The following is a 24,421-nucleotide window of genomic DNA, read 5'->3' on the forward strand; positions in this document are numbered from 1 at the left end:
ACGGAGTGCGACTTTTCTTGCTTATCTGTCTCCATATCAAACGCTATTTCAATCCACGCACTCCATACGGAGTGCGACCTAGTTATGATGTTGTAACCGCATCACATTGGGCATTTCAATCCACGCACTCCATACGGAGTGCGACGGAAAGTATACGATTAGCCGGACATCGATCGCTATTTCAATCCACGCACTCCATACGGAGTGCGACTGCAACTGGGTTTACAAGATACTACGTGGACACGTACGATTTCAATCCACGCACTCCATACGGAGTGCGACGACATGAGAAGAATTAGGGAGATTGCTGCAATGATTTCAATCCACGCACTCCATACGGAGTGCGACAGCAGCTGCTACAGCGCGGGCCCGGGCGACATATCAATTTCAATCCACGCACTCCATACGGAGTGCGACTACGTCAGATCCTTCAGATCCGCCAGTATAGTTATTTCAATCCACGCACTCCATACGGAGTGCGACGGGAAGCTTGAGCACTCTTCAACGAATTCCTTGGTATTTCAATCCACGCACTCCATACGGAGTGCGACCTTCAGTGTCTCGTTGCTGGGATCGTCTTTAAGTTATTTCAATCCACGCACTCCATACGGAGTGCGACTTGTGCGGGGGTGTTACTGGCCCCCCCGCTGGGATTTCAATCCACGCACTCCATACGGAGTGCGACTACTTCCTTCGCTAACTCTAGCGCAAGGCGCGTTAATTTCAATCCACGCACTCCATACGGAGTGCGACGTAATTATAAACGGTTTCGTGGAGGTATTCCGGTATTTCAATCCACGCACTCCATACGGAGTGCGACCCTGTGCGGTAGGTCTGCCCTGGTACAAGGCGTTATTTCAATCCACGCACTCCATACGGAGTGCGACGGCGATGTGTTCTCCGTTCATGCCGCAAATATCATGATTTCAATCCACGCACTCCATACGGAGTGCGACAGCGAAAAATCGCCGACCCATCGCCGCTAAGCATTGAACGGAGAATTTATCGCAGCTTCCAATCCCAAAATCATATTGATCACATCTTGACAATCCATGTTCATCCGCACTTTCGACAACGATCGACGAATTCTGAGGTGCGAATCTCCCGGGAAAATCATGGGAGCTTGGCATTCGCACCTGAGCTTACAAGATCAACGGTCCCTCCATATCGTAGGAACTCTTGGCTCCGATATGTTCCACCTTGGTCTTATGCTTCTCACCCAGATTGTAGAACCGCAGACTATCCGTTTCCTCGTCTATCAGCTTTTCCAGTTCAAACTTTAATTTACGGAACTCTGTAGCATCAACGATACATTCAAATACAGAATTTTGCACCCGCTGGCCGTAATCCAAACACTTCTTCGAGACTTGGGATAGACGCCGTCTTCCTTCTTTATTCTTCGTGCTTACATCATAAGTGATCAGTACAAGCAACTTATACCCCCTACTTCCATAAGAATGGCGGATACTCGTCCAGATCCCCGCGCAATTTACGAGCCAACAGTAGAGCTTGGGCATGCGGAACAAGTCCCCATGAGATTTTTTCATTTAAATAGGGATGGATGATTTTCTCCTGTTTCTTTTCCTGCCAGGCAATCAAAACCTGCTTACGGGTTGAGTCATCCATGATTACGGCGCCGTTTTCTTTACGTTGAAATCCTTTGGCTTGAATCTGCTTTTTATTAATCAAGGAGAGGACAAAACGGTCTGCATAAATACCTCGTAGCTCCTCCATCATATCAAGCGCAAGCGATGCCCGGCCGGGCCGATCCCGATGCATAAATCCCACGTAGGCATCCAGCCCCACACCCTCAAGCGCGGAGCCCACATCATTGGAAAGTAGCGTGTATACAAACGACAACAATGCATTTACGTTATCTAAAGGTGGGCGTTTATTTCGTCCATGAAAATAAAAGTCTTCTTTTTGCTGAAGAATAAGTTCATCGAAAACGGAATTGTATTGGACCGCCGCGGTTCCTTCCAAACCGCGCAGAATGTCGAGGTCCTCCACGTCCCGTACAACCTTCATGATCTCCGAGAGTGAGGCCGATATCTTCTTCAATTTCCCTACGTCCAGCCTAAGTGCGTAATCCCGGGTAGCCCGTTCCAAGATCCACTTGGCGTTATAAATCTTTCCAAGAATCATATTCCTGCCAAGTAAAGCACTTCTGCGCTCATCGTCGGAGATTCGATACTGCTCTTTGCGCAGGACCACATTCCCACGGCTCTCACCCGTCACTCTGGCCACAAAACGCCCATTATGGGTTAAAAAAGTCAGACCGATGTTGCGCTCTGCGCATGTACCCATCAGTGCAGGGCTTGCACCGGTGTACCCAAAAGTACAGATAGCCTCCAAGTTATGCAGCGGGTAACGTTGCAGCACTGTCTCCTCTTTTTTGACTACTACATTCTCCCCATCAAGTGACAAATAAGCCTCCGGCGTTGTTACAAACAAGGTATTAAGCAGCTTCTTCATTCGTTTAACCTGCTTTCAATATAGCTGGCAACGCTTCTACGTTCCATCATCTGGGGCAGACAGACCCTATTCAGTGAACAGCTCTCACAATGTGGCCCCGCCTTGGCTTTAGGGGTATAACGCCTTGAATAATAGCCGTGCATTTCTTGGAATGTGTCCTGAATTCTTTGGCGGTCAGAGTCTGTAATCGGAATTTCAACCCTGTGCTTAATCTCATCGTAAAATAAATAGCCCGCCGTTATCTCGCAGGCCAGCATTTCTTCCAAACATATGGCTTGAGCAATTAATTGTGAACGGTCAGAATCATCTTTCTTCGGCTTTCCTCTTTTGTACTCCACGGGGTATGGCAGATAGGTTCCTTCTTCGCCGGAAAGCGGGACCCCCAAAGGGTCCCGGACAAACTCAACCACGTCGCAAATTCCGCTAATGCCAAGCTGGCGGAACTGGACGGGGAGCGCACGGACAATCAGCTTATCGCCTCTTTTCTCCCGCAAGTGGGGTTGATCGGCCACTCGATGGATATAGCTGCCTTCAAGCGTTCGTACATTCTCCGCCCACTGCTGTTCAATGTGAATTAGCGCCCACTGCCGCCGGCAGAAATTAAAGTGCTGAATGCCTGACAGCATGAGGAAATCGTCTTCGTTATAGTCCGTCATAAATCTGGACTTCTAGACCGTCGAGGGGCTCTACGGAATAAATATATCGCTTGTAAGTATGCAATTCCGATTCGGTGACATCAGGGTTAGGCTCAATATGCAAAGAACGATGGACCTTCGCAGATGAATATTGTCCTAGCTTCGAACGATGTTCCCACCAATACACATAATGTACCTCCATACTGCCATCAGGCCGGGCTGATGACGAGTCATTTGCGAATAAAGTGCGGAGAGCTTCCTTAATTTTTTCTGCGTCTTCGGAGGTAAACCCAGTCTTCTCCGCAAGTTGGGTGTTGATGCTTCCTTTAAGAACGTATACACCGAAATCAACCCGGTGCTTCATGCCCATGGTGTCGGAACCGCGTTTGTCTGGGTCACTGGCCGAGGTTACGGAATTCACACTTTTGGTAATTTGCATGCTGCTAATGTCGATACGTTCCAAGCTAACTGCTGTATGTAGGGAGACGGGACCACGGATGCCTACCGACACATCAGTTCCGCTAAAAGCAAACACCTGACCAAAGCTGCGTACATCTATCCAAGAGCGACAGGCCGCTTCGGCATACAATTCCTTGTTTGCCTTTTTGCCTTTGGCGTGCTCCTGTACCATCTCGTTCGCATCTACCCGGTCCTTGATCGAACGGTACCCGTCGTCCCTCCGATCATCCGATTGTACCAGAATGCTCTCCCCCATATCCTGCAGGCGGTTACGAATTTTGCGTTTGATGCAGACATCGGATATTTCCCCGAAGCCATCATAGTTCTGCCGTGGACGGTTTCCGTTCAGCGGATCTCCGTTGGGATTGGCATTATGGACAGACAGTACAACAGCAAAGTCAATTTTATGATCTAGTACGGACATTTAAATCTCTCCTTCTATTTGTTCATTTTGGTCTGCTGATTCTTCTCCTGTATCTGTTGTGCTTCCAGAATTCTTGTCCTTTTTGCTCGTATACCAATCATTGCGCTGACTATAATAACCAAGTAAATACAATCCCGTTAACGGTGTATCATTAAAATCTTCAAATTTAAACATTGAACCAATCTCAGCTAGTAATTTAATATATTTGTTCGCTTCTATTCCCATTCTCTCTTGATAAGGCTGCAAATTAGATGCGATTACCTTCCATGTACGGCTCGGATGCTGAGCAAAAGCGTTCATATAACGTATTGCATTGGTTGCCCGCTTCTCTTCCCTTCCTAAAGCATTCCGTTCCAATAAATCCGCAATAGCCAGCATTCTGCCGAATAGATAACTGCGATCCGTCGTTTCCGTATTTAAGGCCACCTCAAACCCCTGCCTTTCCTCGTACTTATTGACAAGTGCGCAAGTGATACTCAGTGTCTTCTCCCACTCCCAGGGCTCCATGCCAACCGGATTGGAGGCTCGCTGAATTGCACTTCGAACAATGTCTTGCGGTAAATTCCTGTTCGTTTCCACTATACAGGGCAAAATGCGCTCCATTAATCCCTTCACTACTTTGTCGCTCGCACGGGGACCGTAAGCCGCAAAGGCAATATCCCGCGTAGCAGGTGCTCCGGTAAATGTCTGCCATTCCCCCATTCCATTCTTGCGATAGCGATGCTGCCAGTAACAGGTGGTATGCCAAGCTTCCAGACGATTTAAATATTCTTCATGATTCAAATCGCGGTAGTAGGTAATGGACATCCGGCCCGGTGTAGCCGCATCCAAAATCATAATCGTTACATGTGCATGCTGCTGGCCATCGTACCGGTAGCCTCCGATTGCTTTTTTAATCTGCCTGGCATACGCCTTTTGGGTTGGGTCACCCATACCTGCCGGCCGTGGAATGCCCGCCGCGCTCTCCACAGCATAAATATCAAAATCATCATCTTTTTCCGAATCTTCCAGAACGGGATCTACCCCGGTCTCTTCATATAAATCAAGCGTGTCCTGATGCGGCTCAGGCATGTCCAAGCTCTGGTTACCCCATACCAGGAATACCTTGCCGTCAATGGTAATACCTTGCCGCTCAATGAGCCATTTAAGCGCGTTATGTCCTTTCTGCGATGCCATGTAGCTAACCGAAGCCGCTTCCCGGCTGGTACGAAAACGCCCTCGATACGTAAAGCCCGCAGAGTCGTTGGCCGAAATTAACTTTGATTTATCGCCGGAATGCCGAATACGTGATGTATGCTTTTCCGCAATGGGCAGGACTTCTCCGGTAACGTAGCAAATATCCTTATCGCTCAAGCAGCTCTCCTGAAATTGAATAAAAGATTGCTGAACACTGGAATCGCGCCATAACCGATGCTCTTCATCCCCTGGAATGTTCACGGCAAAGCGGATGAAGGCGCTGCTCTGATCGCCAGCCAACACGCTGAAAATCATTGGTTTTTCTACTGTTTGATCCCCTGAAGGAGATTCCCACTTCTTCAAGAGCTTGCCGCTGTTATCTGTATGTAACACCTTGCGAGCAACAAGATCAGCAATCAGCGTTCCTCTGCTCACATATTCGTACACAACCCGCACCTTCGGGTGACCGTATGGCGAATCACACCAGGTTTGAAGCTGATTCAAATAGTCTTGATAAGGTGTTCCTTTCACTTCTCCGCAGTATTGAACATAGTCACCGGCAACATAAAGCAATTTGTCAAAAAGCGGATAAGGAACGGGAGCACTGGTCCTGCTTGCTGCCGCCTCGGTACAAGGAATGATCGTACTGCCTTCCACCTTGTCCCTGACATAGGCTGCGATAAAGTTTCCTTCCTCATCCAGGTGCACTTCAATATGCGCGGTTTGCGTTGTATGAGATACTGGGATTAGAGCATACTCCCGGCCATTTGCTTTACGTTCAAACTGCCCGACTAATTCGAGATGGTCATTGTAGGTTTGTGTTAGATTGGCCAGCCAGCTCATGACATTCCCTGCCCTTCGAACATCTCTGCATGTAATGAATCAACCATCTGCATGTTATCACTACTGAATACCTTCGGCGTTCCCTCTCCAGCTTTGCGAATCAATGTACACTCATCTGGGGAATCGAAAGAAATGACCCCCTGCTTCATAGTCGCTCTCCACAATCTTATCTCCCGTTCATTCCGTCCGGTCTCATCCGGATAATTGATGCCGTGAAACATGGTACCGAAGTGAAGCTCTGGAAGCTGATCATATGCCCCCGCATCTTCACCGAATTGACAGGGTTCAACATACGCCTGACATTCCCGGGTTCCCAGGAATATATCTCTGCGCCCTCCGGCATCGACGGCACGCTTAGCAATATTGTGATGCTTATGTTCGTTACGATCAGCAGCAAGGTCTTCGCGATACGGGTTAAAAATAAAATGCGCTTGTACCTGATAAGAAACATCCTTCAAGTAAGTGTAATAGGCAAGCGTATTTCCGCCCGCATACTCAATAGGGCGCATACCCTTGGATTCCGTCTGAATCGGATTCATAATCCTAACTTTATCAATAATCCAGATTAAGGTCGGCTTCCAATAAATTGATTCCACAATCCCCTTTAGAGCTTGGTACGTCGGCACTTGGTAGCTGAACTTCTCACCGCCAAGCTTGGTAAGTGGATCGGTGAACAGCGCGTATTGACCGGATACTTTAAATTCAATCTGATTCCGCATGATGCTCCTCCTCTCTGGCAGAATGGAATGTACACGGGGAGAGCATGGCATGCTGTCCCCGTGTGGATCTTGAAATTGTTAGAAGGCCTATCTCGGGGCTTTCCATTTAACCTTGATCATGAAGCTCCCCGATGAGCATTCAATTTGACTTGCCATCTCATGCACAGTGTCTTCAAGCCATGTACGATGCCCTGAGCTAGTTAATGCCCTTGTTGCTGGTTTCTCAACCCTGTCTTCGTTCATCCCTTCTTTACCTCTCATAATCATCTTCCCTTTAATCATTACAGGTCTCATTCTCATCACCTCCCTTAGCATTACTATGCATAAGGAAATAACGTTTAGAATGGATTCATATGCTTAAATGAAGGAAAATTCAAAAATAATAGTACAATTTAGTCATCCAAGTTTTTGATTGAGATTTTCTATACATTACCATTAACTTTTATGTTACACTCTCATTGTCGCTGAAAGCGTGGATTTAAAAATATGATTAAATGATAGGGGACTCGCCTTTGGCGAGTTTTCTCTTTTTCTAAGAGATCAAGCTCTCCCACTCCCCGTTGCCCTCCAACTGAACGCCGAACTCATCCGAATACGCTGTGTCCCGCAAAGCAAGGGCTTGTCCATTTAATAACTGGATAAACTCATCATTCTTATCAAGCACCTTCAGTTCATGTTCGTAGAGGTTTACCGTATACTGTTGTGCAGCCCTAAGCAGCTCCCCTAACTGACCTGTTCCCAGTTCACCGTTTAATTCGGCGATAATCCGGCGTCCTTCTTCGTTATAAGGGACTAGAACAGCTTTAGCCTTCGTTGAGATCGCTTCGAAATATCGTTCAGCAGTAGCAATTGCAGATCGGTTAACCAGTTGACTGTCCGATTGCGATCTGTTGTATGCTCCTACATTGAACTGATTGTAATTGAGCAGATCAAACAAGTTTTGCTCCAATTCGCTTATCGGATACAGCAGCTTATCTCCCAATTCTTGAAAATACCTTTTAAAATAACAGGTCATTGCCTTAACCGACAGCAGCTCTCCTCCATACGCATCCGGATTCTTTCGAAATTGGTACAGTAACCAATCGGTTGTCTCAGATCCCAGCCTAATCTCTGGCAAATGAGTAAGCACTTCATCCGCCGATCTGATAATATACACCTTGCGCATCGGGGCTTCCCTGTTCCGGTTGCATCTGCCGGCTGCCTGAGCAATTGAATCAAGCCCTGCTAAGGAGCGAATTACGCATTCAAAGCTAATGTCTACTCCGGCCTCAATTAATTGTGTGCTGATACAGATCACACGTTCTTTTTCGCTCCTCAATGCTTTTATTACTCCGTTATCTCCAGACAACACTTCTTTTCTGTGAGCTGCGCACATATTTGTACTAAGATGCACCAACCGCACTCCTTGCTCCTGAACCCAAGCTGAGCTTTGTAGTTGACGGAATAATTTGCGCACCGCCGTCTTCGTATTCAAGATGACAAGTGTGCTGTTGACCTCCTTCATCTGATCTTCTATCAATAAGGACAATTCATCCGCTTTCCATCCAGCAGGGGCTTGGTCCGTCATATCAATCAATTCTACCCGCTTAAATGCCTGGCTGACTTCGTCAAGTTGCTCAACCATCTCGCCCTGTGTGGTTAAACGAAGCTTGTTCTTCACTTGATCCAATGCCGGTTGAGTGGCTGTACATAACAGCAACGTGGAATTTGCCAGCACATGAAGAAAATTAAGCGCTTCGTTAAATAACGAAATGCAATTCACAGGTACTGACTGGGCTTCGTCAAAAATAATGACCGCGTTGGACAATTGATGCAGTCTTCTGACATTGCGGGTTCCTTTGGCAAAGAACGTATTCAGAAACTGTACCATTGTCGTAAATATCACTGGTCGGTCCCAGTTATCGCGAGCCAGCTTCAGCTTTTTACGGCGGGTATCATAACGTTCGCCCTCATTACCGTCTTGCCGTTCATCATCTGCATTGTCTACCACGTTGGAATGATGTTCGAGAATCATATCGTCATCATCAAAAATGGCTCGAATTTGGGCTGCGTTCTGTTCGATAATTGTCGTATAAGGTACAACGTAAATAATGCGTTGCTTATTCCACTGGAGAGCATGTCTTAACGCATACCGCATGCTGGCCAAAGTCTTGCCGCCGCCTGTAGGAATAGAGAGGGTATAAATTCCCGATCCGCGAAAGGCAAACGCTTCACATTGCTCTGACATCGCCCGGCGTAAAGCAGGAATCGGGTTATCAGGGTCGGCACTGGCATTCAGTAGGTCTAAATGCTGAATCAGTTTATCGTAGCTTTTTTGAAAAAAAGGTCTGTAATCCGGTACTTCTCTCGGTTGTTCCTGTTCTTCAAACTCACGGGTGTTGCTGCGGTCAGCATCAATCAGACAACTAAATATGTATTTGACCATCAAGGAGGCTGCAATGGGGGGTAAAGTATGTTGTTTAGCTTTTTGAAAATAACTTTTGAACTCAGTAACCGCGCAGTTAAAGAGCCGATCTATTTCTTCCTCAGCGAAATCAAGAAAGAACTGTTGTTTCGCTTGCTCATATCCAGGTAGGTCTGGATATAATACACGCTTTAGATAGGGGGATTCACCTTCGGGTGGAATATAATCCCGTAGCCCTTGGTGATGCGAAATAATACAATTGGCAAGCCATTCGGCTGTGAGCTTGGCAGCTTGTCTAGCTTGAGGGGTATGATAACGGCTATGCAACCACTTTCCACCGGCAGTGGAATGATCAACAGAGCCCTTTCGGGGCGGCTTATCTGGATTGGCTACTGCTTGTTCGATATAAGTATAAAATTCATCGGTGTATTTACCCATGTCATGCAGCAATCCAGCCAAAGCAGCCATATGCTCGACTCCAATTTTGGCACCTGCTTGACCACTGGCTTTACTCACACCACTAAGATGTTCGGATACGCCCTGAGTAGCACGATCACTTTGCCGAATATGCGCAATATAGGTCATAAGCTCCTGCTCCTTCCCTCAAATCAAGGAATAAACCCCTAATTAAACCCAGGAAATCCGACTTATATTTTACATTTCGACATAAGGATGTTTTTTCCTCCAGTGAGCCATATAATTTAAATTTATGTAAACCTCTTGGGGCGAAATCGTGAACGCTTCGAAAGATCGCTTCAATTCAAGCACTCTGCATAGAATGCAATGCCAGCTGTGTTGATTGGGACAGAAGTAACTATGTAGATTTCAATCTACGCGATCTAGAAAAGTACGAGGGTACTCGATATACGACTCAGTCGCCCAGAGAATTTCAATTCCTGCACTCCGGGAGAGAGTGCAACTGTCTTACTTCAATATCGACCACGCCTTGAGCGTTATGTCATTACACGCGCTCCGTATGGAGTGAGACTAACTTCGCTCTGATGCTGGCGGGGAGGTGGGCCAAATTCAATCCACGCACTCCACACGGAGTGCGACAGCAAACATCCCTGTTTGATCTATATTCCTTATTATTCCCGTAAAACTTTTCCCTAAGAATATCATAATGGATATAGACCGAATATTGACTTTTAAAAGATTTAGACATATCCGTGTGTTTTCGATGAAATTTGTCGTACGAATCATCCAGAAATTTCATAGGGGCTTGGCATTCGCACCTTAAGCTGCGAAATTTTTACTGAGAGATGATGCCGTCCACAATGGATATGAAGGCATAACCTATTCCTTCTTCCCATCCGCCTCCGCACGCATTTCCCGCTCCAATTCCGCCTCAATTTCCTCGTTGCTCACCGGCCGCTCTCCTTCCAAAATTCCGAGATGCTTCTTAATTGCCTGAAGATCGGCTTCAATTGTCTTCGTGCGGAAATAAATACTCAGGAGCAGGCCTAGTGCAATAATCCCCTTCAATCCTACGCCATATGCGCCCAGATATAAAGAAGCCCCTAATACCAATAAGACGATAAGCACTTTTCCCCATTTAACCATGTATGCATATCCTTTCTCTCAAGAGATTTCTGTAGTGGACATTTTTTAATCCACGCACTCCGTGTGGAGTGTGACGATAAATGATATCTAGCAGGGGAAGCGTTGGGAAATTTCAATCCACGCACTCCATACGGGGGGCTACTTGTGGCCGGCCTGACCAACAGCAAGACGTACTATTTCAATCCACGCACCCCATACAGGGTGCGACAATAATCGGGTGCTGAATAAACATGACCAGTTATATTTCAATCCACGCACCCCATACAGGGTGCGACCTCGTTCAACATTTTAACCTTAAACGGGTACGTTATTTCAATCCACGCACCCCATACAGGGTGCGACCAGATTAACGGGATAATACCGCGTCTGCAGGCGGAATTTCAATCCACGCACCCCATACAGGGTGCGACGAGCGCCGGCAAGCGCGATCATATGGACGACGAAATTTCAATCCACGCACCCCATACAGGGTGCGACCGTTTCACAATCTGAGATATGGACGGTCCATTCAATTTCAATCCACGCACCCCATACAGGGTGCGACAGCAATGGGACATTATCGACAGTATGATTGATGATTTCAATCCACGCACCCCATACAGGGTGCGACGTACGGCGGCCGCAAGAGCAGATTGACAGGGCCATAATTTCAATCCACGCACCCCATACAGGGTGCGACCGCAGTATTAGTTTTACTGCAAATCTTCAATATTATTTCAATCCGCGCACCCCATACAGGGTGCGACGGCCGTAACGATCATGGGAGTAATCCTCGCGTGATTTCAATCCACGCACCCCATACAGGGTGCGACTCGCAAGGTCAATGCTGTAGAGATCGGTAGCCGATTTCAATCCACGCACCCCATACAGGGTGCGACGGCTACGGCAAAATCCCTTGCCGAGCATCCAAAAGATTTCAATCCACGCACCCCATACAGGGTGCGACAAAGGCATTGGAAGAAAGCGTCCGGCGCCACGAAATTTCAATCCACGCACCCCATACAGGGTGCGACACATTACTCGTTTCGTTTACTAAAGGATGGCAAAATTTCAATCCACGCACCCCATACAGGGTGCGACGAGATACTCGACCAATTCATCCAGGTTAAATGTCCATTTCAATCCACGCACCCCATACAGGGTGCGACTGGCCACTTTTATTGATGCCCAGCGTGCGGAGTTGATTTCAATCCACGCACCCCATACAGGGTGCGACGCCAAGATGTTCCACATCCGCATACCCTTCGTAAACATTTCAATCCACGCACCCCATACAGGGTGCGACGTAATATCAAACGGACCAGATACAACGCTGCTATAATTTCAATCCACGCACCCCATACAGGGTGCGACACAGCCACAACTCTGTAAATATCCCACGGCAAAATTTCAATCCACGCACCCCATACAGGGTGCGACGTTGGTGCTTGCTGCACTCTTGGTGACTTGATTCAATTTCAATCCACGCACCCCATACAGGGTGCGACCTCGTTCAACATTTTAACCTTAAACGGGTACGTTATTTCAATCCACGCACCCCATACAGGGTGCGACCCAAACGGTTACATTTTGTTTGAAGTATGCAGCCTTATTTCAATCCACGCACCCCATACAGGGTGCGACTCAATACTGTGGTCCAAGGCTAATGCGTAGAGTACATTTCAATCCACGCACCCCATACAGGGTGCGACAAAAATACATCAACAGACAATTTTATTTACGTGATTTCAATCCACGCACCCCATACAGGGTGCGACGATAATAAACCTGTTACTCTTTATTGGGTTTTTATTTCAATCCACGCACCCCATACAGGGTGCGACAACAACAATTCACTTGCTCAGTCGCTGCTCGGTTTATTTCAATCCACGCACCCCATACAGGGTGCGACCTAAATACGATTTTAAGATTTGGCTTTGTTGTCGATTTCAATCCACGCACCCCATACAGGGTGCGACCAAACGGATACACGTTACCAAAGACAACAATCTCATTTCAATCCACGCACCCCATACAGGGTGCGACAATGATTAGTTCGGATACCTTCGGTTCAGGTTTATTTCAATCCACGCACCCCATACAGGGTGCGACTGATCAAGCTGGAGAGTACAATCTCAAGAGCGAAAATTTCAATCCACGCACCCCATACAGGGTGCGACGTTTTCAGTCCACCCGTACTACCTAAAGATTGCGGATTTCAATCCACGCACCCCATACAGGGTGCGACTTCAAAGATGATGAAAAGTGGATTGCTGTCGCTATTTCAATCCACGCACCCATACAGGGTGCGACGCTGCGCCGGCTGGTATTTTGATAACAAAAGGTATTTCAATCCACGCACCCCATACAGGGTGCGATCGCGGATATCAATGATGGTTTCTCCCGCCTGGATATTTCAATCCACGCACCCCATACAGGGTGCGACCAAGACCTTGTAAAGCGGGCGGCAAGCGTAGCGCGATTTCAATCCACGCACCCCATACAGGGTGCGACCACACCAAGCGCAAGGCGGTTTACCGGCTGGTGATTTCAATCCACGCACCCCATACAGGGTGCGACTTTGCCTTTGATTAAAACAAGCGTCGCCAAAATATTTCAATCCACGCACCCCATACAGGGTGCGACGTTCGCACCAGGCGGCAGGTAGCCTTTGCTTTTAGAATTTCAATCCACGCACCCCATACAGGGTGCGACGGAGTATGGCGGCGATGGCGCAGGGTCCACTTGGATTTCAATCCACGCACCCCATACAGGGTGCGACTCCGCGAGAACTTCGAAAGCATGTCAAGTGGTCTATTTCAATCCACGCACCCCATACAGGGTGCGACAAAATGTTCTATGTCAAAATTAAACCTATTAGGGGATTTCAATCCATGCACCCCATACAGGGTGCGACGCCGCAGCACGTAAATACATCGAGGTCCCGAACGATTTCAATCCACGCACCCCATACAGGGTGCGACTGATTGTGAAAGATCGGATTAAATCGGCGCTGTTATTTCAATCCACGCACCCCATACAGGGTGCGACCTTATTGGTCAAAAAGTTCAAGGATTATTCTCCATTATTTCAATCCACGCACCCCATACAGGGTGCGACGCCTAACTCCCTGCACATAGTAACTTAATACATAACCATTTCAATCCACGCACCCCATACAGGGTGCGACTTCCGCCGGCGCGGGTGGGGCTCCGGGAAGGACAATTTCAATCCACGCACCCCATACAGGGTGCGACGTCAACGTCTTTTACGACGGCGAGCTTATTGATCAATTTCAATCCACGCACCCCATACAGGGTGCGACAAAAGCTCGAAGACCTTGGCTATACAGGCGTTGAATTTCAATCCACGCACCCCATACAGGGTGCGACAATCAGTGCTGCCGCCTTGCCGTGGAAATTAAAATATTTCAATCCACGCACCCCATACAGGGTGCGACGTTCGCCGTCCGCCGTTGCCTGGTCATCGCCCCGAAATTTCAATCCACGCACCCCATACAGGGTGCGACGCTCTCTCAATCGCCTGCCCTGCATCTGTTAAAATTTCAATCCACGCACCCCATACAGGGTGCGACTATGTCACCGCTTTAATGCCTTCTGTCTGTTCTTATTTCAATCCACGCACCCCATACAGGGTGCGACTGTTCTAACTACATTTATGTTCCCTGCACTTACAATTTCAATCCACGCACCCCATACAGGGTGCGACAGACAAGCGTCACGGTCCACCTGCTTGCCAGCATATTTCAATCCACGCACCCCATACAGGGTGCGACAGCGACTTTAGGCCACTTTCAGCTAAAATCCGTATGGCTTTCAGTCGTTTCCTCCTCAACAATAACATAATCAATATAGGCTGCCTATTGACTTTATGGCAGTCGACACAAATTCGTTTTTATTCGACAAAATTTGAGGTGCGAAACTACCGGGGATTTCATGGGAGCTTGGCATTCGCACCTCAGTAGCTCCGCATAAACGTTCGTATAAATCCCAATAATTTCCAAATGAAATTTTGCTGTTTCTCACAAGATATAGGCTCAACGTTTCTGTTCATTCATACACCCAAGCATTCACTCATTCTTTTATCCGCTCATAACTTACCCCTGCAGCGCATTGCGCACGCTGAGGATGTATTTGGCCTGGTCGAGCGGGTTCACGCCCCGGCGGGTGCGCTCGGCGCTGACGTCCGGCGGGCATTCCTCATAGCCCGCGAAGAACGAGGTGAACGTGCTCCGCCCCTTGGTGAAGGAGCTTAACGTCACCGGGTAGTCGAGCGACGTCGCCAGCGGCAGCCGTCCCTCGATGATCATCCGGCCGCCCTGCAGCACGGGCGGCTCGAAGCTGCCGCGCATCTGCACGAGGTCGTTCATCACGCGGCCGTCGTTCTCCTCCGGCACGACGATGCGCACCGCGAGCACCGGCTCCAGCAGCTTCGTGCCGGTGCGGGCCAGCCCGTCCATGAGGCCCATCGGCGTGGCGACGGCGAAATCGAGCGGATGGGTGTGCCACACATGGTGGTTGCCCTCCACCAGCGTCACCTTCAGGTCGGTGACCTCCCAGCCGCGGAGGCCCTGCTGCAGCGCCTCCGGCACGCGGCGCGCCGTCTCGCTCTGGTACTGCGGCAGAAGGTCGGAGCTGCGCACGACCGAATCATACACGAGCCCGCTCCCCCGCGGCAGCGGCTCGATTCTAAAGCGCAGGATCGCCCAGCACGGCTTCGGCATCAGATAAGCGACATAGCCCTCGCCCGCCTGCGCGGGCGTCTCCTTATAGATCACCGACGGCTGGCCGAAGGTGACCTTGAGGCCGTAGCGTTCGGCCAGCACGCTGCCCAGCACCTCCAGCTGGATCGGCCCCATCACCTTGATGTGCAGCTCCCGCTCCTCCGGCAGCCACTGGGCATCCAGCAGCGGGTCCTCGTCCGCCAGCTCCTGCAGTGCGGTGATCACCTTCTGGTCGTCGGTATCCGCCGGCCAGAAGACACGCACCGTCAGGAGCGGCACGGCCAGCTTGGCCTCTTGCGGAATCGCATCCGGCCGTCCCAGCACATCGCCGATGCGCACGCCGGCCAGTCCGTACAGGACCGCAATGTCACCGGCGGCCAGCTCGCCGACATCCTCGGCCCTGTCGCCCTCCACCTTGCGGATCTGCGTCACCTTGGCCTGAACATCCTGCGTATGGATCGTCACTGCATCGCGGTTGCGGATCGTGCCCTCATACAGGCGAACATAGGCCATGCGGCCCATGCTTTTGTCGCGCTGAATGTTGTATACAATGCCGGATACCGGCAATTCAGGATCGCCCCCGGCCCGGGGCAAGTAGTCGATCACCGCATCCAGCAGCTCCCGGATGCCCAGCCCCTTCGCGGCCGCCCCGTACACCAGCGGATACAGCCGCCCCGCCGCCGCTTCCGCCTGCAGATGCGACTTCCACACTGCAAGCTCCGCAGTCTCACCGGACATATACAGGTCAAGCAGCCGCTCGTCCCGCTCGGCCAGCGTCTCCAGCAGCGCGGTCCGTTCCGGCGAATCCTCAAGTTCACTCCACAAATCCGCAGCGCCCGTGAACGCCTGCTCACTTCCCAGCGGCCGCTGCACCGGAACTATAGCGTCCGACAGGTAGGTCCGCGCCTGGGCCAGTACCGCCTGCGGGTCCGCACCGGTCCGGTCCATCTTGTTGACGAAGATCAGGGTCGGAATCCCCAGCTTGCGCAGCCCGTTCCAGATCATCTCGCTCTGCGCCTGCACGCCCTCGACCGCCGACAGTACCAGCACCGCGCAATCCATGACCCGCAGGCTCCGCTCCACCTCGGACAGGAAATCGACGTGCCCCGGCGTATCGACCAGGTTGACTTGGACGTCCCTCCAGCTGAACGATGCCAGTGCCGCGCGGACCGATATCCCCCGCTGCCGTTCCACTTCCATGGAGTCGGTGACCGCCGTCCCATCATCAACGCTTCCCAGCGCCCGCGTCTTTCCGCTTTCATATAGAATATGCTCCGTTGTCGTTGTCTTCCCGGCATCGACATGGGCGAAGATCCCGACATTAATCCGCTCTGTTCTCTGCTGCATGGCCATCTATGTTCTCCTCTGTCCTAGGCTTCCAAATAATATAGCGCTACCATTCCTAAGTGTACAGCCAAAGCAGCCCTCCATTCAATCACCGGCGGAAAGAAAGGGGCTGCCGGATCGGGCACGGCCAGGAGCTATGCCGTCTCCGGAATATCTCCGGGGGCCGGGCACTCCCGGAACTGCCGCACGCAGCAGTAAGCACCGCTGGTTCACCCCAGGTGCAACGGGTATTAGTTACTGAAGTTATCCCATTACCACACCCTATTACGAAACTAGGAGGAATTCACATGGCAGAGCAACGTTTACAGGATAAAATTGCTGTTGTTACCGGCGGCGGCTCCGGCATCGGGCGGGCGACGGCGATCCGTTTTGCCCAGCATGGAGCCAAGGTATATATGCTGGACCGCACCCCCGAGGAGGCGAATGAAACAAAGTCGCAGATCGAAGCCATCGGCGGGAACGCCCAGGTTATTGAATGCGATGTGTCGCTTCCCGGGCAAGTGGAGGAGGCTTTTGCCAGAATTGCCGACGAAGCCGGTAAGGTCGACGCCGTGTTCGCCAATGCCGGGATCAACGGCACGATGGCTCCAATCGAGACACTGGCAATCGATGAGTGGGACGAGACGCTGAACACCAATCTGCGCAGCACCTTTGCCACGGTCAAATACGCCATCCCGCTGATGAAGGAGCAGGGCGGCAGCATAATCATCACGAGCTCTATTAACGGGAACCGTGTATTCTCGAACTTCGGTGCGGCGGCGTATGCCACCTCCAAGGCCGGCCAGACCGCTTTCATGAGGATGGCTGCCCTGGAGCTGGCCCAGTTCGGCATCCGCGTCAATGCCGTCTGCCCCGGATCAATCGACACCCAAATTGGCGATAATACGGATAAGCGTGAAGAAGTGGAGGAGATCAAGATTCCGGTGGAATTCCCGGACGGCAATCATCCGCTGGAGCAGGCGCCCGGCAAGCCGGAGCAGGTGGCCAATCTGGTGCTGTTCCTGGCTTCGGACGAATCGTTCCATGTGACCGGGACGGAGATTTTTGTAGATGGGGCGGAGTCGCTGCTGCGCGGATAGACATAATATTTTCGATTTTCGCCTCCATCCTGCAACATTTTGCCGTCTTTCATCATCTAAGGATACAAGAGGTGAGGCACAATGAGAAAACCATCCTACCAGATGTCCGCTAAAAAAATGATGATAGCGTGCAGCATTCTGGCAGCCAGCGTATCGTTCGGCACATCGGCGTTTGCCTTTTCCGATCTGAAGGGCCATTCCGCCGAAGCCAAAATCGAGTCCCTGCATAAACAGGGCATCGTCAACGGTGTATCCAGCGACAAGTTCGCCCCGAAATCCAAAGTGACCTACGCGCAGGGCGTACTGTTTATTGTAAGCGGCCTGAAGCTGTCGCCGGAGGCCGGCAGCACGGCCAAAGCCAGCGATTACTTCGATAAGGTCAAAGACAAGGCCTGGTATGCCTCTGCATTTATTGCCGCCAAGGAAAGCGGACTGTCCCTGGACAAGACCGTTGATCCGAACGGCGTCATGACACGCGCCCAATTCGCCCATCTGCTGACCCAGGCGCTGCAGAGCAAAGGCAACTTCCCGGTCACCCTGATGTATGCGAACGTCACGGACGGCAGCAAGATGTCGACCGCCGAGATGAACAGCCTGCAAATTCTGGTCAACACCAAAATCGTTACGCTGGAGAAGAACGGCACCTTCCGTCCTGCCGATCCAGTAACCCGCGCAGAAGCGGCGGAATGGCTTTATGATGCGGCGAAATTCGCCAAGGAGGTTATTGGCACGGACAACGGAAACGAAACCCCGTCCTATGAGTACGACGCCACCGTTAACTTGGAAAAAGCCGGCGAAGGCGTCAACAAAGCCACCGTCACCGTAAACAATCTGCCGAATCCCGGCTATGGGGTGAGCATCGCCAAGATCGAATTCAAGAATAAATCAGCCGTCATCTACTACAACGTAACGAAGCCTGCGCCGGGTGGCATGTATCCTCAGGTCATTTCCAGCGCATCTGCAGTCACGTATCTGCCGGAAGGCTACACCGCCACGGTGAAGAGTCTGACCAGTCCAAGCGCGCGGACTCTGCCGTCTAATCCGACGAAATAAGTGGCTTGGACCCGGCAGGTTTAGCCTGACCTGAACGTTTAAATCAAAGCCGTGCTATCGTTGACAGCACGGCTTTGGTTTGCAATTTGGCAATTAATTCATGAGGATACCTTTCTAGAAGAGCAGATCAAAAAATACTGTTTTATCGTGGTCACTTCCAAAAATGAAACAGTCTTCGATCTCTTCACGGCTCATTCCTTCTTCTAAAACACAGTGAATTAACGGCTTCAGCGTATTAATGACATCCTTCATTAGAACACGTGTGGTTGAAACCTCGCCGATAAACGTCCGCCCTCCCAGATCACTTAAGCCAGATTCAGTTCCTTTTAAAACTGCGCTTAAAGGGATAGGAAAGAGTATCCCCTGATTGATTTGACATAACTCAATAAAGATTCGGTTAACGGTTAGCTCGTTGAAATTCACCTTAGTGAGCGTACAAACTTTAAAACCGGAAATAGTTAGAGCAGCATGACTAAAATTACTGCCATTTAAGTTAGTCAGCGAAAAGGTAACTTTTTGAAAGGTGACGCCTATAAATTCACAATTGACAGCTAAGCAGTGATGGATATATAAATCAGTTAAAACGGAATAGGAGAAGTCCATCTCTCTAAGATTCAACCCAAACAAAGAGTTTTTATGACTATCATCGACAAAATACATATAATCTTCTAATTCTGACTCCTCCAGCAGCAGCGTAGACATATTCATTCCGCGAAACAGCTTCTTCCCCCAGGCAGGTGAGGCTGCACCGGAATAATGATTCCAGCTCCGCATCAGATCCAGAATGATCTTGTAATCTTCTATGGTTCCGGCGAAAAATTTACGTTCTTGTTCATCATTATACAGATAGTTGCCTACAAGGAACGCCAGCCAGCGGTCGATATCCGGCGGAATATTTCCTGGAGCATCAGTTAATTGAGTGACTTCTTTATTAAACAGCGAGGTGGGCTGATCGCCGGTAACTGACAATAGATACTTGGCTTTTGAGCCAATCATGGCTGCCGCCAGCTGGATGATTTTATTCAAGACCTCCTCCGTTATAATCCAGTTCTTCAACAAAGCCTCAGGCGGCTCCACTGTATTATGATTGATCTCACAGCCGTCGAACCACCGGTATTTGATATATGGGCTATAGAGTTTTTTGCTGAATTCCCATGTGGAGAGTGAAGCCAGCAAAGGCAATAACAATTTCCGTTTATGTAAAATCACCTCGTCCGGTTCGGTGCGGGATACACTCTCTTTCAGCAGAGTAAGCAAGCCGCAAAAGAAATCGATGGTCTGCTCAGAGGGATTGCCCAGCAGCACGCGTATTCTGGCTTCCTCCGGTGTTGAGGACTCATGCAGGGCATAATGAATAAAAATCTTCAGATAATATTCCGCCAGCAGTATTTCCGCAAAGGATTGATGCTGGAAATAAAAAATATCGCCTTTTTGCCCAAAATAAGATTGTGAGAGAAATTCAATATTATCTATATCGGAGTATTGGCTCATCTTAACCTGATCGTTTACATCGATAACGGAGCCATCCACCGTATTGCTAATATCCTGTTTCCTTAGCGACCCCTGATTTCCCTTATACGTCTCATACATCCATAACGCAGCAGTCGAATGAAGGATATTCCGGAATTTATATTCATCCTTCAAGTTTACTTCCTTCAGTGAATCCATGTATTTGGCTTCTTTGGTTAACACATTGATAAAGGATAAATAAATCCCTACTTTATTTGAAATGGATAAATCGGCCCGCCCAATGATCAGCTTGTAAATCATATAGGAAAAAATAGGTCTGCGCAGTTCGCTCGGCGTTAACAATTTTAACTCAGTGAATTTACAGTAGATGTCAATATGTTGCCCTTCACTTATGGCTTCCATGATCTCTTTAGAGATTCCCTCGTAACTCTCCAGATTATGCTGTCCATATTTTTTAAGAGCGTCGATGAGCGAATCATTGAACTGCTCCCTTTTGAATCCGTAGATAGAGATGTAGTAGTTTACAGGGCGGCCTTCTATATTTTTTATCGTGTACGGATCATTTGAATTCAAATGCTTCAACAAGCCATGCTCTATGGGTCTTGAGGTAATGATGATCCTGTTATTTCTGCACTTTTTGACATTGATGTTTTGAATTTTCTTAACCGAGGATATAACCTTATCTATTCTTTCTTCCGTAAGATTTCCGCATTCATCTAGAGAATCGATCAGAAAGACATACTCATTTTCTTGAAATTCGGCGTCCTGCACATCGATCCCATATTTTTTTCCGAGATATTCGCTGATAATGCCATGGCTGCTTCCCTGATCGTAAGTATCAAAATCCCTTAAGTTAAAATAAACCGGTATGGCTCCGCCGCCTCTTTGCTGATAACGTTTGGCCAGCCTGGACGCTTTTTGTTTGAGAAAAACAGATTTTCCCTTGCCAAAATCAGCGAGGATGAATAAAACCTTCTCAATGGCATCCTTATCCTGTCCGAAATAATCTTCTATCAGCTCATCAACAGGGCAGAGCTTGTCCTCGAAATCCTCTTGGGTGTCCGCATCATTCAATATATCTCTGTATTTGTCAACCTTGTTCCAGTATGCATAAGTTTCCTGGTATTTCAGATCCTCATCGTCAGAAAAACCAATCTTCCTTAAAGCAACCATATCGCTCAGCAGCTTGCCTTCTTTGCTCTTTACCCACTTTTCATCCACTTCTTTGATGTGCTTGTCGTAGTCATCACCAAAGGCGGAGATGATCCGTGCGGAAATATGGTCATTAAAGTCTTTGGTAAAGGAGTGAATAATGTTCTCTTTGTCCTCATCCTTTATAGATTCCTCCAGAACCGTTTCACATACAGAGCGGATGATCGAAACGGCAGGATGTTTTTTAGGTGTAAAGTGCAGCACCAGATCGGAATTGTCGATGTGCTCCTGTTTTTCACTAAAAACCTGCTCGAAGCGTTCCACAATAGCTTTGCGTGTCAATAAGTCCAAGCTTACTCCATCAATATTTTTTAAAGAAGCTTCTGCTTGTTCGCACGCCGCCTTGAAATAGATGCCCAACCCGAAATTTTTGCATTTTTCCTCAGCCAGATTCTCGAAATACCTGTCAATAATCTGCCGGCCTAACAATTTAACGGCTACTCCTACAATTCCATTCAGATTATCAAGGATCGCCTGGCCGTTCTCATTGAAATTATCTTTTACATTATCCACAATCATCTTTGAGATGAATGGTATGGTATCTTTAATATCGGTAAGCTTGTTTTTCGCCCGGATGATATTCAATATATTCCCTCCAAAAGAAAGTAATTGAAGGTTATTATTCTACAGTTCAGGCCAATAACCTTCATTATTTTTACTTTTCAGAGGAGCTACAACTACGGCGTCCACTGGTCATGCACGATGCCGACGAGAGCACGATCCTCACCGATCTTCTCAAACACCAGCCGCAGGCTGCGCCAGTCCATTCCTTCCACTGCCGGATCGATGCCGTCGATGTGGTATTCCACAAAGTCATGAGTCTCCGCCGGATAGACCTCATTGATATTGTTCACCGTCGTTCCCTGCCCGAGCCCCTGATTCAGGGCAATCTCCGCAGCGCCGAAGAAATCAGCATCGTACACAAATTGCTTGTAATAGTCGGCAAAGGCTAGGTCAATCAGCTCACCTGATCCGGCGAACTCCCGCCATATCCGCTTGGTGCTGTCATCCATGGCGCCGCTCAGCTCCTCCCTGGTCAGCACAATGTCTCTTTCAACATCAACATAGGCATAAGGAGAAAAGCGCACTCCCCGTTCCGCGTGGGTCCAGGCCGCTACCGTCTCCATGTCGCCCCGGCTCAGCGCCCGCATTACCGTCTTTGCGGCCTCCAGCGCGGTCGGCGGCTGGCCTTCCTGCGGTGCTTCAGGCGCAGCGGTTCCGGCAGCGGTTACCGCCGGGCTGGCTGTGGGGGCCGGTGTGCCGGAAGCCGGCGCAGCGTCTGTTGCCGCGGGGCTGACGGAGGCTGCAGCCGTCGGCTGCCCTGCCGATTCCCCCGCCGTTGCAGAGGTGCCCGGGCCGTCTTCCTGTCCCGCTCCGCAGCCGGCAAGGAGCAGCAGGCCTGCTGCCAGTGCCAAATGTACTGCCAATCGGTTTCGCATTTGTACCCCTCCTCAATCTGGTTCCATAATCTTCTGACGACTCCCAGCTGGAAAAAGTTTCAGCCGGTACGAATTAAGGCCGCTATCCCTACTGACACTGGCTTTGTTTCCAACTTTCATCCTACCTGCAAATGAAATATACTTTGTTCATATGCACAATCTGCAACCTCAGAAGGAGTGTGTTCCCCTTTGTTTCAGCTATCCGAGAAGCAGGCTCAGGACATCGTCGATAAAATGATGATGGACATCCCCTATAATATCAACATTATGAACGGTCAAGGCATTATCGTCGGCAGCGGCACCAAAGAACGTGTCGGCACCGTGCACCAGGGCGCGGTCAAGGCGCTGGCCACCGGCACCATGGTCGAAGTGTGGGAAGACGGCAAGTATGAGCGGAAAGGCACCAATGAGCCGATCGTCATCGGCGATACCCGGGTCGGTGTCATCGGCATCACCGGCAATCCCGATGAGGTGCGCCCGTTCTGCAATATTGTGCGGACCACGGTCGCACTGCTGATTGAACAGAAGAACGCCCTGGAGGATCTCGCCAATGCGGCGAGCCGCAAGAAGGCTTTTTTCGAGCAGCTGCTGTCCCATCAAGGAGCCTATACGCACAAGCAGAAGAAAGAGGCCGCAGCCTATCAGATCGACCTGCACCTGAGGACAACCGTGCTGTACATCAAGCATTGGCACCCGGAGGAAGAGGAGGCCAAACTGGCGCTGCGGCATCCGTCTTTTCAGCCGGAGAAGGGCACATGGCTGATCCTGGTGCAGAACCAGCCGGACGGCAGCAAGCTGACCGGCCAGATTCTCCGCAGCGGGCCGAATGTACGGGTCTCCGCGGGCAACGAGGAGGCGGTCATCTCGGCAAGCTATACCCAGGCTAAGGCGGCAATGGGTATTCTGGAAGCGCTGAAGCCTGCTGCCCAATCCATCCGTTACGGGGAAGCCGAGTTTCTGGTGCGGCTGAGCCAGGCCCGGCTGACCGATGAACCGAACAGCGCAGCCCGGCTGGAGGATACCTTCGACCTCCTGGAGACGCTGCAAAGCTTCATTAACCATAACTGCAGCGTCTCCCATACGGCGGATGCCCTCAATATTCACCGCAATACGCTGCAGTACCGCTTGAAGCGGATCGAGACGGTCACCGGCAAGGACCCGCGCAATATTCTGCAGCTGTTCGAGCTGACGTATGAACTGCTGGCGATGAACAGATAGGCGATGGTTCTCAGGTTCAACTTGAATAGTTGGAAAATCGCCACCTAATTTCAAATATATAGGGCTTGCAGGAGATTTAGTTCGATAACCGCCACTTAATATGGCCGATAGTCGATAGTTACTCCAATATCGCCAATGTTAAGATGCGATAATCCAATTAGATGTGTTTAATCGGTAAAAAC

Annotated in this window: 15 protein-coding genes and 3 CRISPR repeat arrays (1 of these 18 running past the window's edge); of the genes, 3 read left to right on the forward strand and 12 right to left on the reverse strand. The window is 49.7% G+C overall.

Annotation, left to right across the window (positions count from 1 at the left end):
• A CRISPR array of direct repeats spans positions 1–956; the repeat unit is 33 nt; unit sequence ATTTCAATCCACGCACTCCATACGGAGTGCGAC (it extends 2,505 nt beyond the left edge of the window).
• Between the two features lie 186 nt (positions 957–1,142).
• The 10 genes from cas2 to F1381_RS01440 all read right to left on the reverse strand — a co-directional run bounded on the left by cas2 (position 1,143) and on the right by F1381_RS01440 (position 16,774).
• Entirely contained in the window at positions 1,143–1,433 is a 291-nt protein-coding gene (gene cas2, locus F1381_RS01395) for a CRISPR-associated endonuclease Cas2 (RefSeq protein WP_151733032.1), read from the reverse strand.
• Between the two features lie 10 nt (positions 1,434–1,443).
• On the reverse strand, positions 1,444–2,475 hold the full coding sequence (gene cas1c / locus F1381_RS01400; protein ID WP_151733033.1) for a type I-C CRISPR-associated endonuclease Cas1c: 1,032 nt from the start codon (positions 2,473–2,475) through the stop codon (positions 1,444–1,446).
• A complete protein-coding gene (gene cas4 / locus F1381_RS01405) occupies positions 2,472–3,131 on the reverse strand; it encodes a CRISPR-associated protein Cas4 (RefSeq protein WP_151733034.1) in 660 nt (219 codons plus the stop codon). Before cas4 ends, cas1c begins: the two co-directional genes overlap by 4 nt.
• A complete protein-coding gene (gene cas7c, locus F1381_RS01410; protein ID WP_151733035.1) occupies positions 3,118–3,993 on the reverse strand; it encodes a type I-C CRISPR-associated protein Cas7/Csd2 in 876 nt (291 codons plus the stop codon). Before cas7c ends, cas4 begins: the two co-directional genes overlap by 14 nt.
• Positions 3,994–6,012 (reverse strand): type I-C CRISPR-associated protein Cas8c/Csd1, encoded by a 2,019-nt coding sequence (gene cas8c / locus F1381_RS01415; RefSeq protein WP_151733036.1) that lies wholly within the window; start codon positions 6,010–6,012, stop codon positions 3,994–3,996.
• Entirely contained in the window at positions 6,009–6,731 is a 723-nt protein-coding gene (cas5c, locus tag F1381_RS01420; RefSeq protein WP_151733037.1) for a type I-C CRISPR-associated protein Cas5c, read from the reverse strand. Before cas5c ends, cas8c begins: the two co-directional genes overlap by 4 nt.
• An 87-nt stretch (positions 6,732–6,818) precedes the next feature.
• The gene (locus F1381_RS01425) at positions 6,819–7,025 is read right to left on the reverse strand and encodes a hypothetical protein (protein WP_151733038.1); all 207 of its coding nucleotides are present in this window, start codon (positions 7,023–7,025) and stop codon (positions 6,819–6,821) included.
• Between the two features lie 238 nt (positions 7,026–7,263).
• The gene (cas3, locus tag F1381_RS01430) at positions 7,264–9,720 is read right to left on the reverse strand and encodes a CRISPR-associated helicase Cas3' (protein ID WP_151733039.1); all 2,457 of its coding nucleotides are present in this window, start codon (positions 9,718–9,720) and stop codon (positions 7,264–7,266) included.
• A gap of 711 nt (positions 9,721–10,431) precedes the next feature.
• On the reverse strand, positions 10,432–10,698 hold the full coding sequence (locus F1381_RS01435) for a hypothetical protein (RefSeq protein WP_151733040.1): 267 nt from the start codon (positions 10,696–10,698) through the stop codon (positions 10,432–10,434).
• A gap of 109 nt (positions 10,699–10,807) precedes the next feature.
• A CRISPR array of direct repeats spans positions 10,808–12,926; the repeat unit is 33 nt; unit sequence ATTTCAATCCACGCACCCCATACAGGGTGCGAC.
• A gap of 97 nt (positions 12,927–13,023) precedes the next feature.
• A CRISPR array of direct repeats spans positions 13,024–14,473; the repeat unit is 33 nt; unit sequence ATTTCAATCCACGCACCCCATACAGGGTGCGAC.
• A gap of 321 nt (positions 14,474–14,794) precedes the next feature.
• On the reverse strand, positions 14,795–16,774 hold the full coding sequence (locus F1381_RS01440; RefSeq protein ID WP_151733041.1) for a GTP-binding protein: 1,980 nt from the start codon (positions 16,772–16,774) through the stop codon (positions 14,795–14,797).
• A gap of 281 nt (positions 16,775–17,055) precedes the next feature.
• Here F1381_RS01440 and F1381_RS01445 point away from each other — a divergent pair, with 281 nt between their 5' ends.
• Together F1381_RS01445 and F1381_RS01450 are read left to right on the forward strand one after the other, a co-directional pair.
• On the forward strand, positions 17,056–17,847 hold the full coding sequence (locus F1381_RS01445) for an SDR family oxidoreductase (protein WP_151733042.1): 792 nt from the start codon (positions 17,056–17,058) through the stop codon (positions 17,845–17,847).
• Positions 17,848–17,928: 81 nt separating this feature from the next.
• Positions 17,929–18,900: an S-layer homology domain-containing protein gene (locus F1381_RS01450; protein ID WP_151733043.1), complete on the forward strand. Its 972-nt coding sequence runs from the start codon at positions 17,929–17,931 to the stop codon at positions 18,898–18,900.
• Between the two features lie 114 nt (positions 18,901–19,014).
• Here F1381_RS01450 and F1381_RS01455 read toward each other — a convergent pair whose 3' ends face one another.
• Together F1381_RS01455 and F1381_RS01460 are read right to left on the reverse strand one after the other, a co-directional pair.
• Complete coding sequence (locus tag F1381_RS01455; RefSeq protein WP_151733044.1) at positions 19,015–22,167, reverse strand: pentapeptide repeat-containing protein; 3,153 nt, start codon at positions 22,165–22,167, stop codon at positions 19,015–19,017.
• A 92-nt stretch (positions 22,168–22,259) separates the two neighbouring features.
• A complete protein-coding gene (locus tag F1381_RS01460; RefSeq protein ID WP_151733045.1) occupies positions 22,260–23,021 on the reverse strand; it encodes a hypothetical protein in 762 nt (253 codons plus the stop codon).
• Positions 23,022–23,210: 189 nt separating this feature from the next.
• On the opposite strand from F1381_RS01460, the gene F1381_RS01465 reads away from it, so the two are divergent.
• Positions 23,211–24,239 (forward strand): CdaR family transcriptional regulator, encoded by a 1,029-nt coding sequence (locus tag F1381_RS01465; RefSeq protein ID WP_151733046.1) that lies wholly within the window; start codon positions 23,211–23,213, stop codon positions 24,237–24,239.
• Positions 24,240–24,421 lie beyond the last annotated feature (182 nt).

The sequence above is a fragment of the Paenibacillus tengchongensis genome, from assembly GCF_008973665.1.
Taxonomy (GTDB): domain Bacteria; phylum Bacillota; class Bacilli; order Paenibacillales; family Paenibacillaceae; genus Paenibacillus_AQ; species Paenibacillus_AQ tengchongensis.

What these genes read in the sequence shown, in the direction of transcription:
- F1381_RS01435 (WP_151733040.1), bottom strand. Translation starts at nt 10,698, where the DNA reads ATGGTTAAATGGGGAAAAGTGCTTATCGTCTTATTGGTATTAGGGGCT.
- cas5c (WP_151733037.1), bottom strand. Translation starts at nt 6,731, where the DNA reads ATGCGGAATCAGATTGAATTTAAAGTATCCGGTCAATACGCGCTGTTC.
- F1381_RS01450 (WP_151733043.1), top strand. Translation starts at nt 17,929, where the DNA reads ATGAGAAAACCATCCTACCAGATGTCCGCTAAAAAAATGATGATAGCG.
- cas7c (WP_151733035.1), bottom strand. Translation starts at nt 3,993, where the DNA reads ATGTCCGTACTAGATCATAAAATTGACTTTGCTGTTGTACTGTCTGTC.
- cas8c (WP_151733036.1), bottom strand. Translation starts at nt 6,012, where the DNA reads ATGAGCTGGCTGGCCAATCTAACACAAACCTACAATGACCATCTCGAA.
- cas1c (WP_151733033.1), bottom strand. Translation starts at nt 2,475, where the DNA reads ATGAAGAAGCTGCTTAATACCTTGTTTGTAACAACGCCGGAGGCTTAT.
- F1381_RS01445 (WP_151733042.1), top strand. Translation starts at nt 17,056, where the DNA reads ATGGCAGAGCAACGTTTACAGGATAAAATTGCTGTTGTTACCGGCGGC.
- F1381_RS01440 (WP_151733041.1), bottom strand. Translation starts at nt 16,774, where the DNA reads ATGGCCATGCAGCAGAGAACAGAGCGGATTAATGTCGGGATCTTCGCC.
- F1381_RS01460 (WP_151733045.1), bottom strand. Translation starts at nt 23,021, where the DNA reads ATGCGAAACCGATTGGCAGTACATTTGGCACTGGCAGCAGGCCTGCTG.
- cas3 (WP_151733039.1), bottom strand. Translation starts at nt 9,720, where the DNA reads ATGACCTATATTGCGCATATTCGGCAAAGTGATCGTGCTACTCAGGGC.
- cas4 (WP_151733034.1), bottom strand. Translation starts at nt 3,131, where the DNA reads ATGACGGACTATAACGAAGACGATTTCCTCATGCTGTCAGGCATTCAG.
- F1381_RS01425 (WP_151733038.1), bottom strand. Translation starts at nt 7,025, where the DNA reads ATGAGACCTGTAATGATTAAAGGGAAGATGATTATGAGAGGTAAAGAA.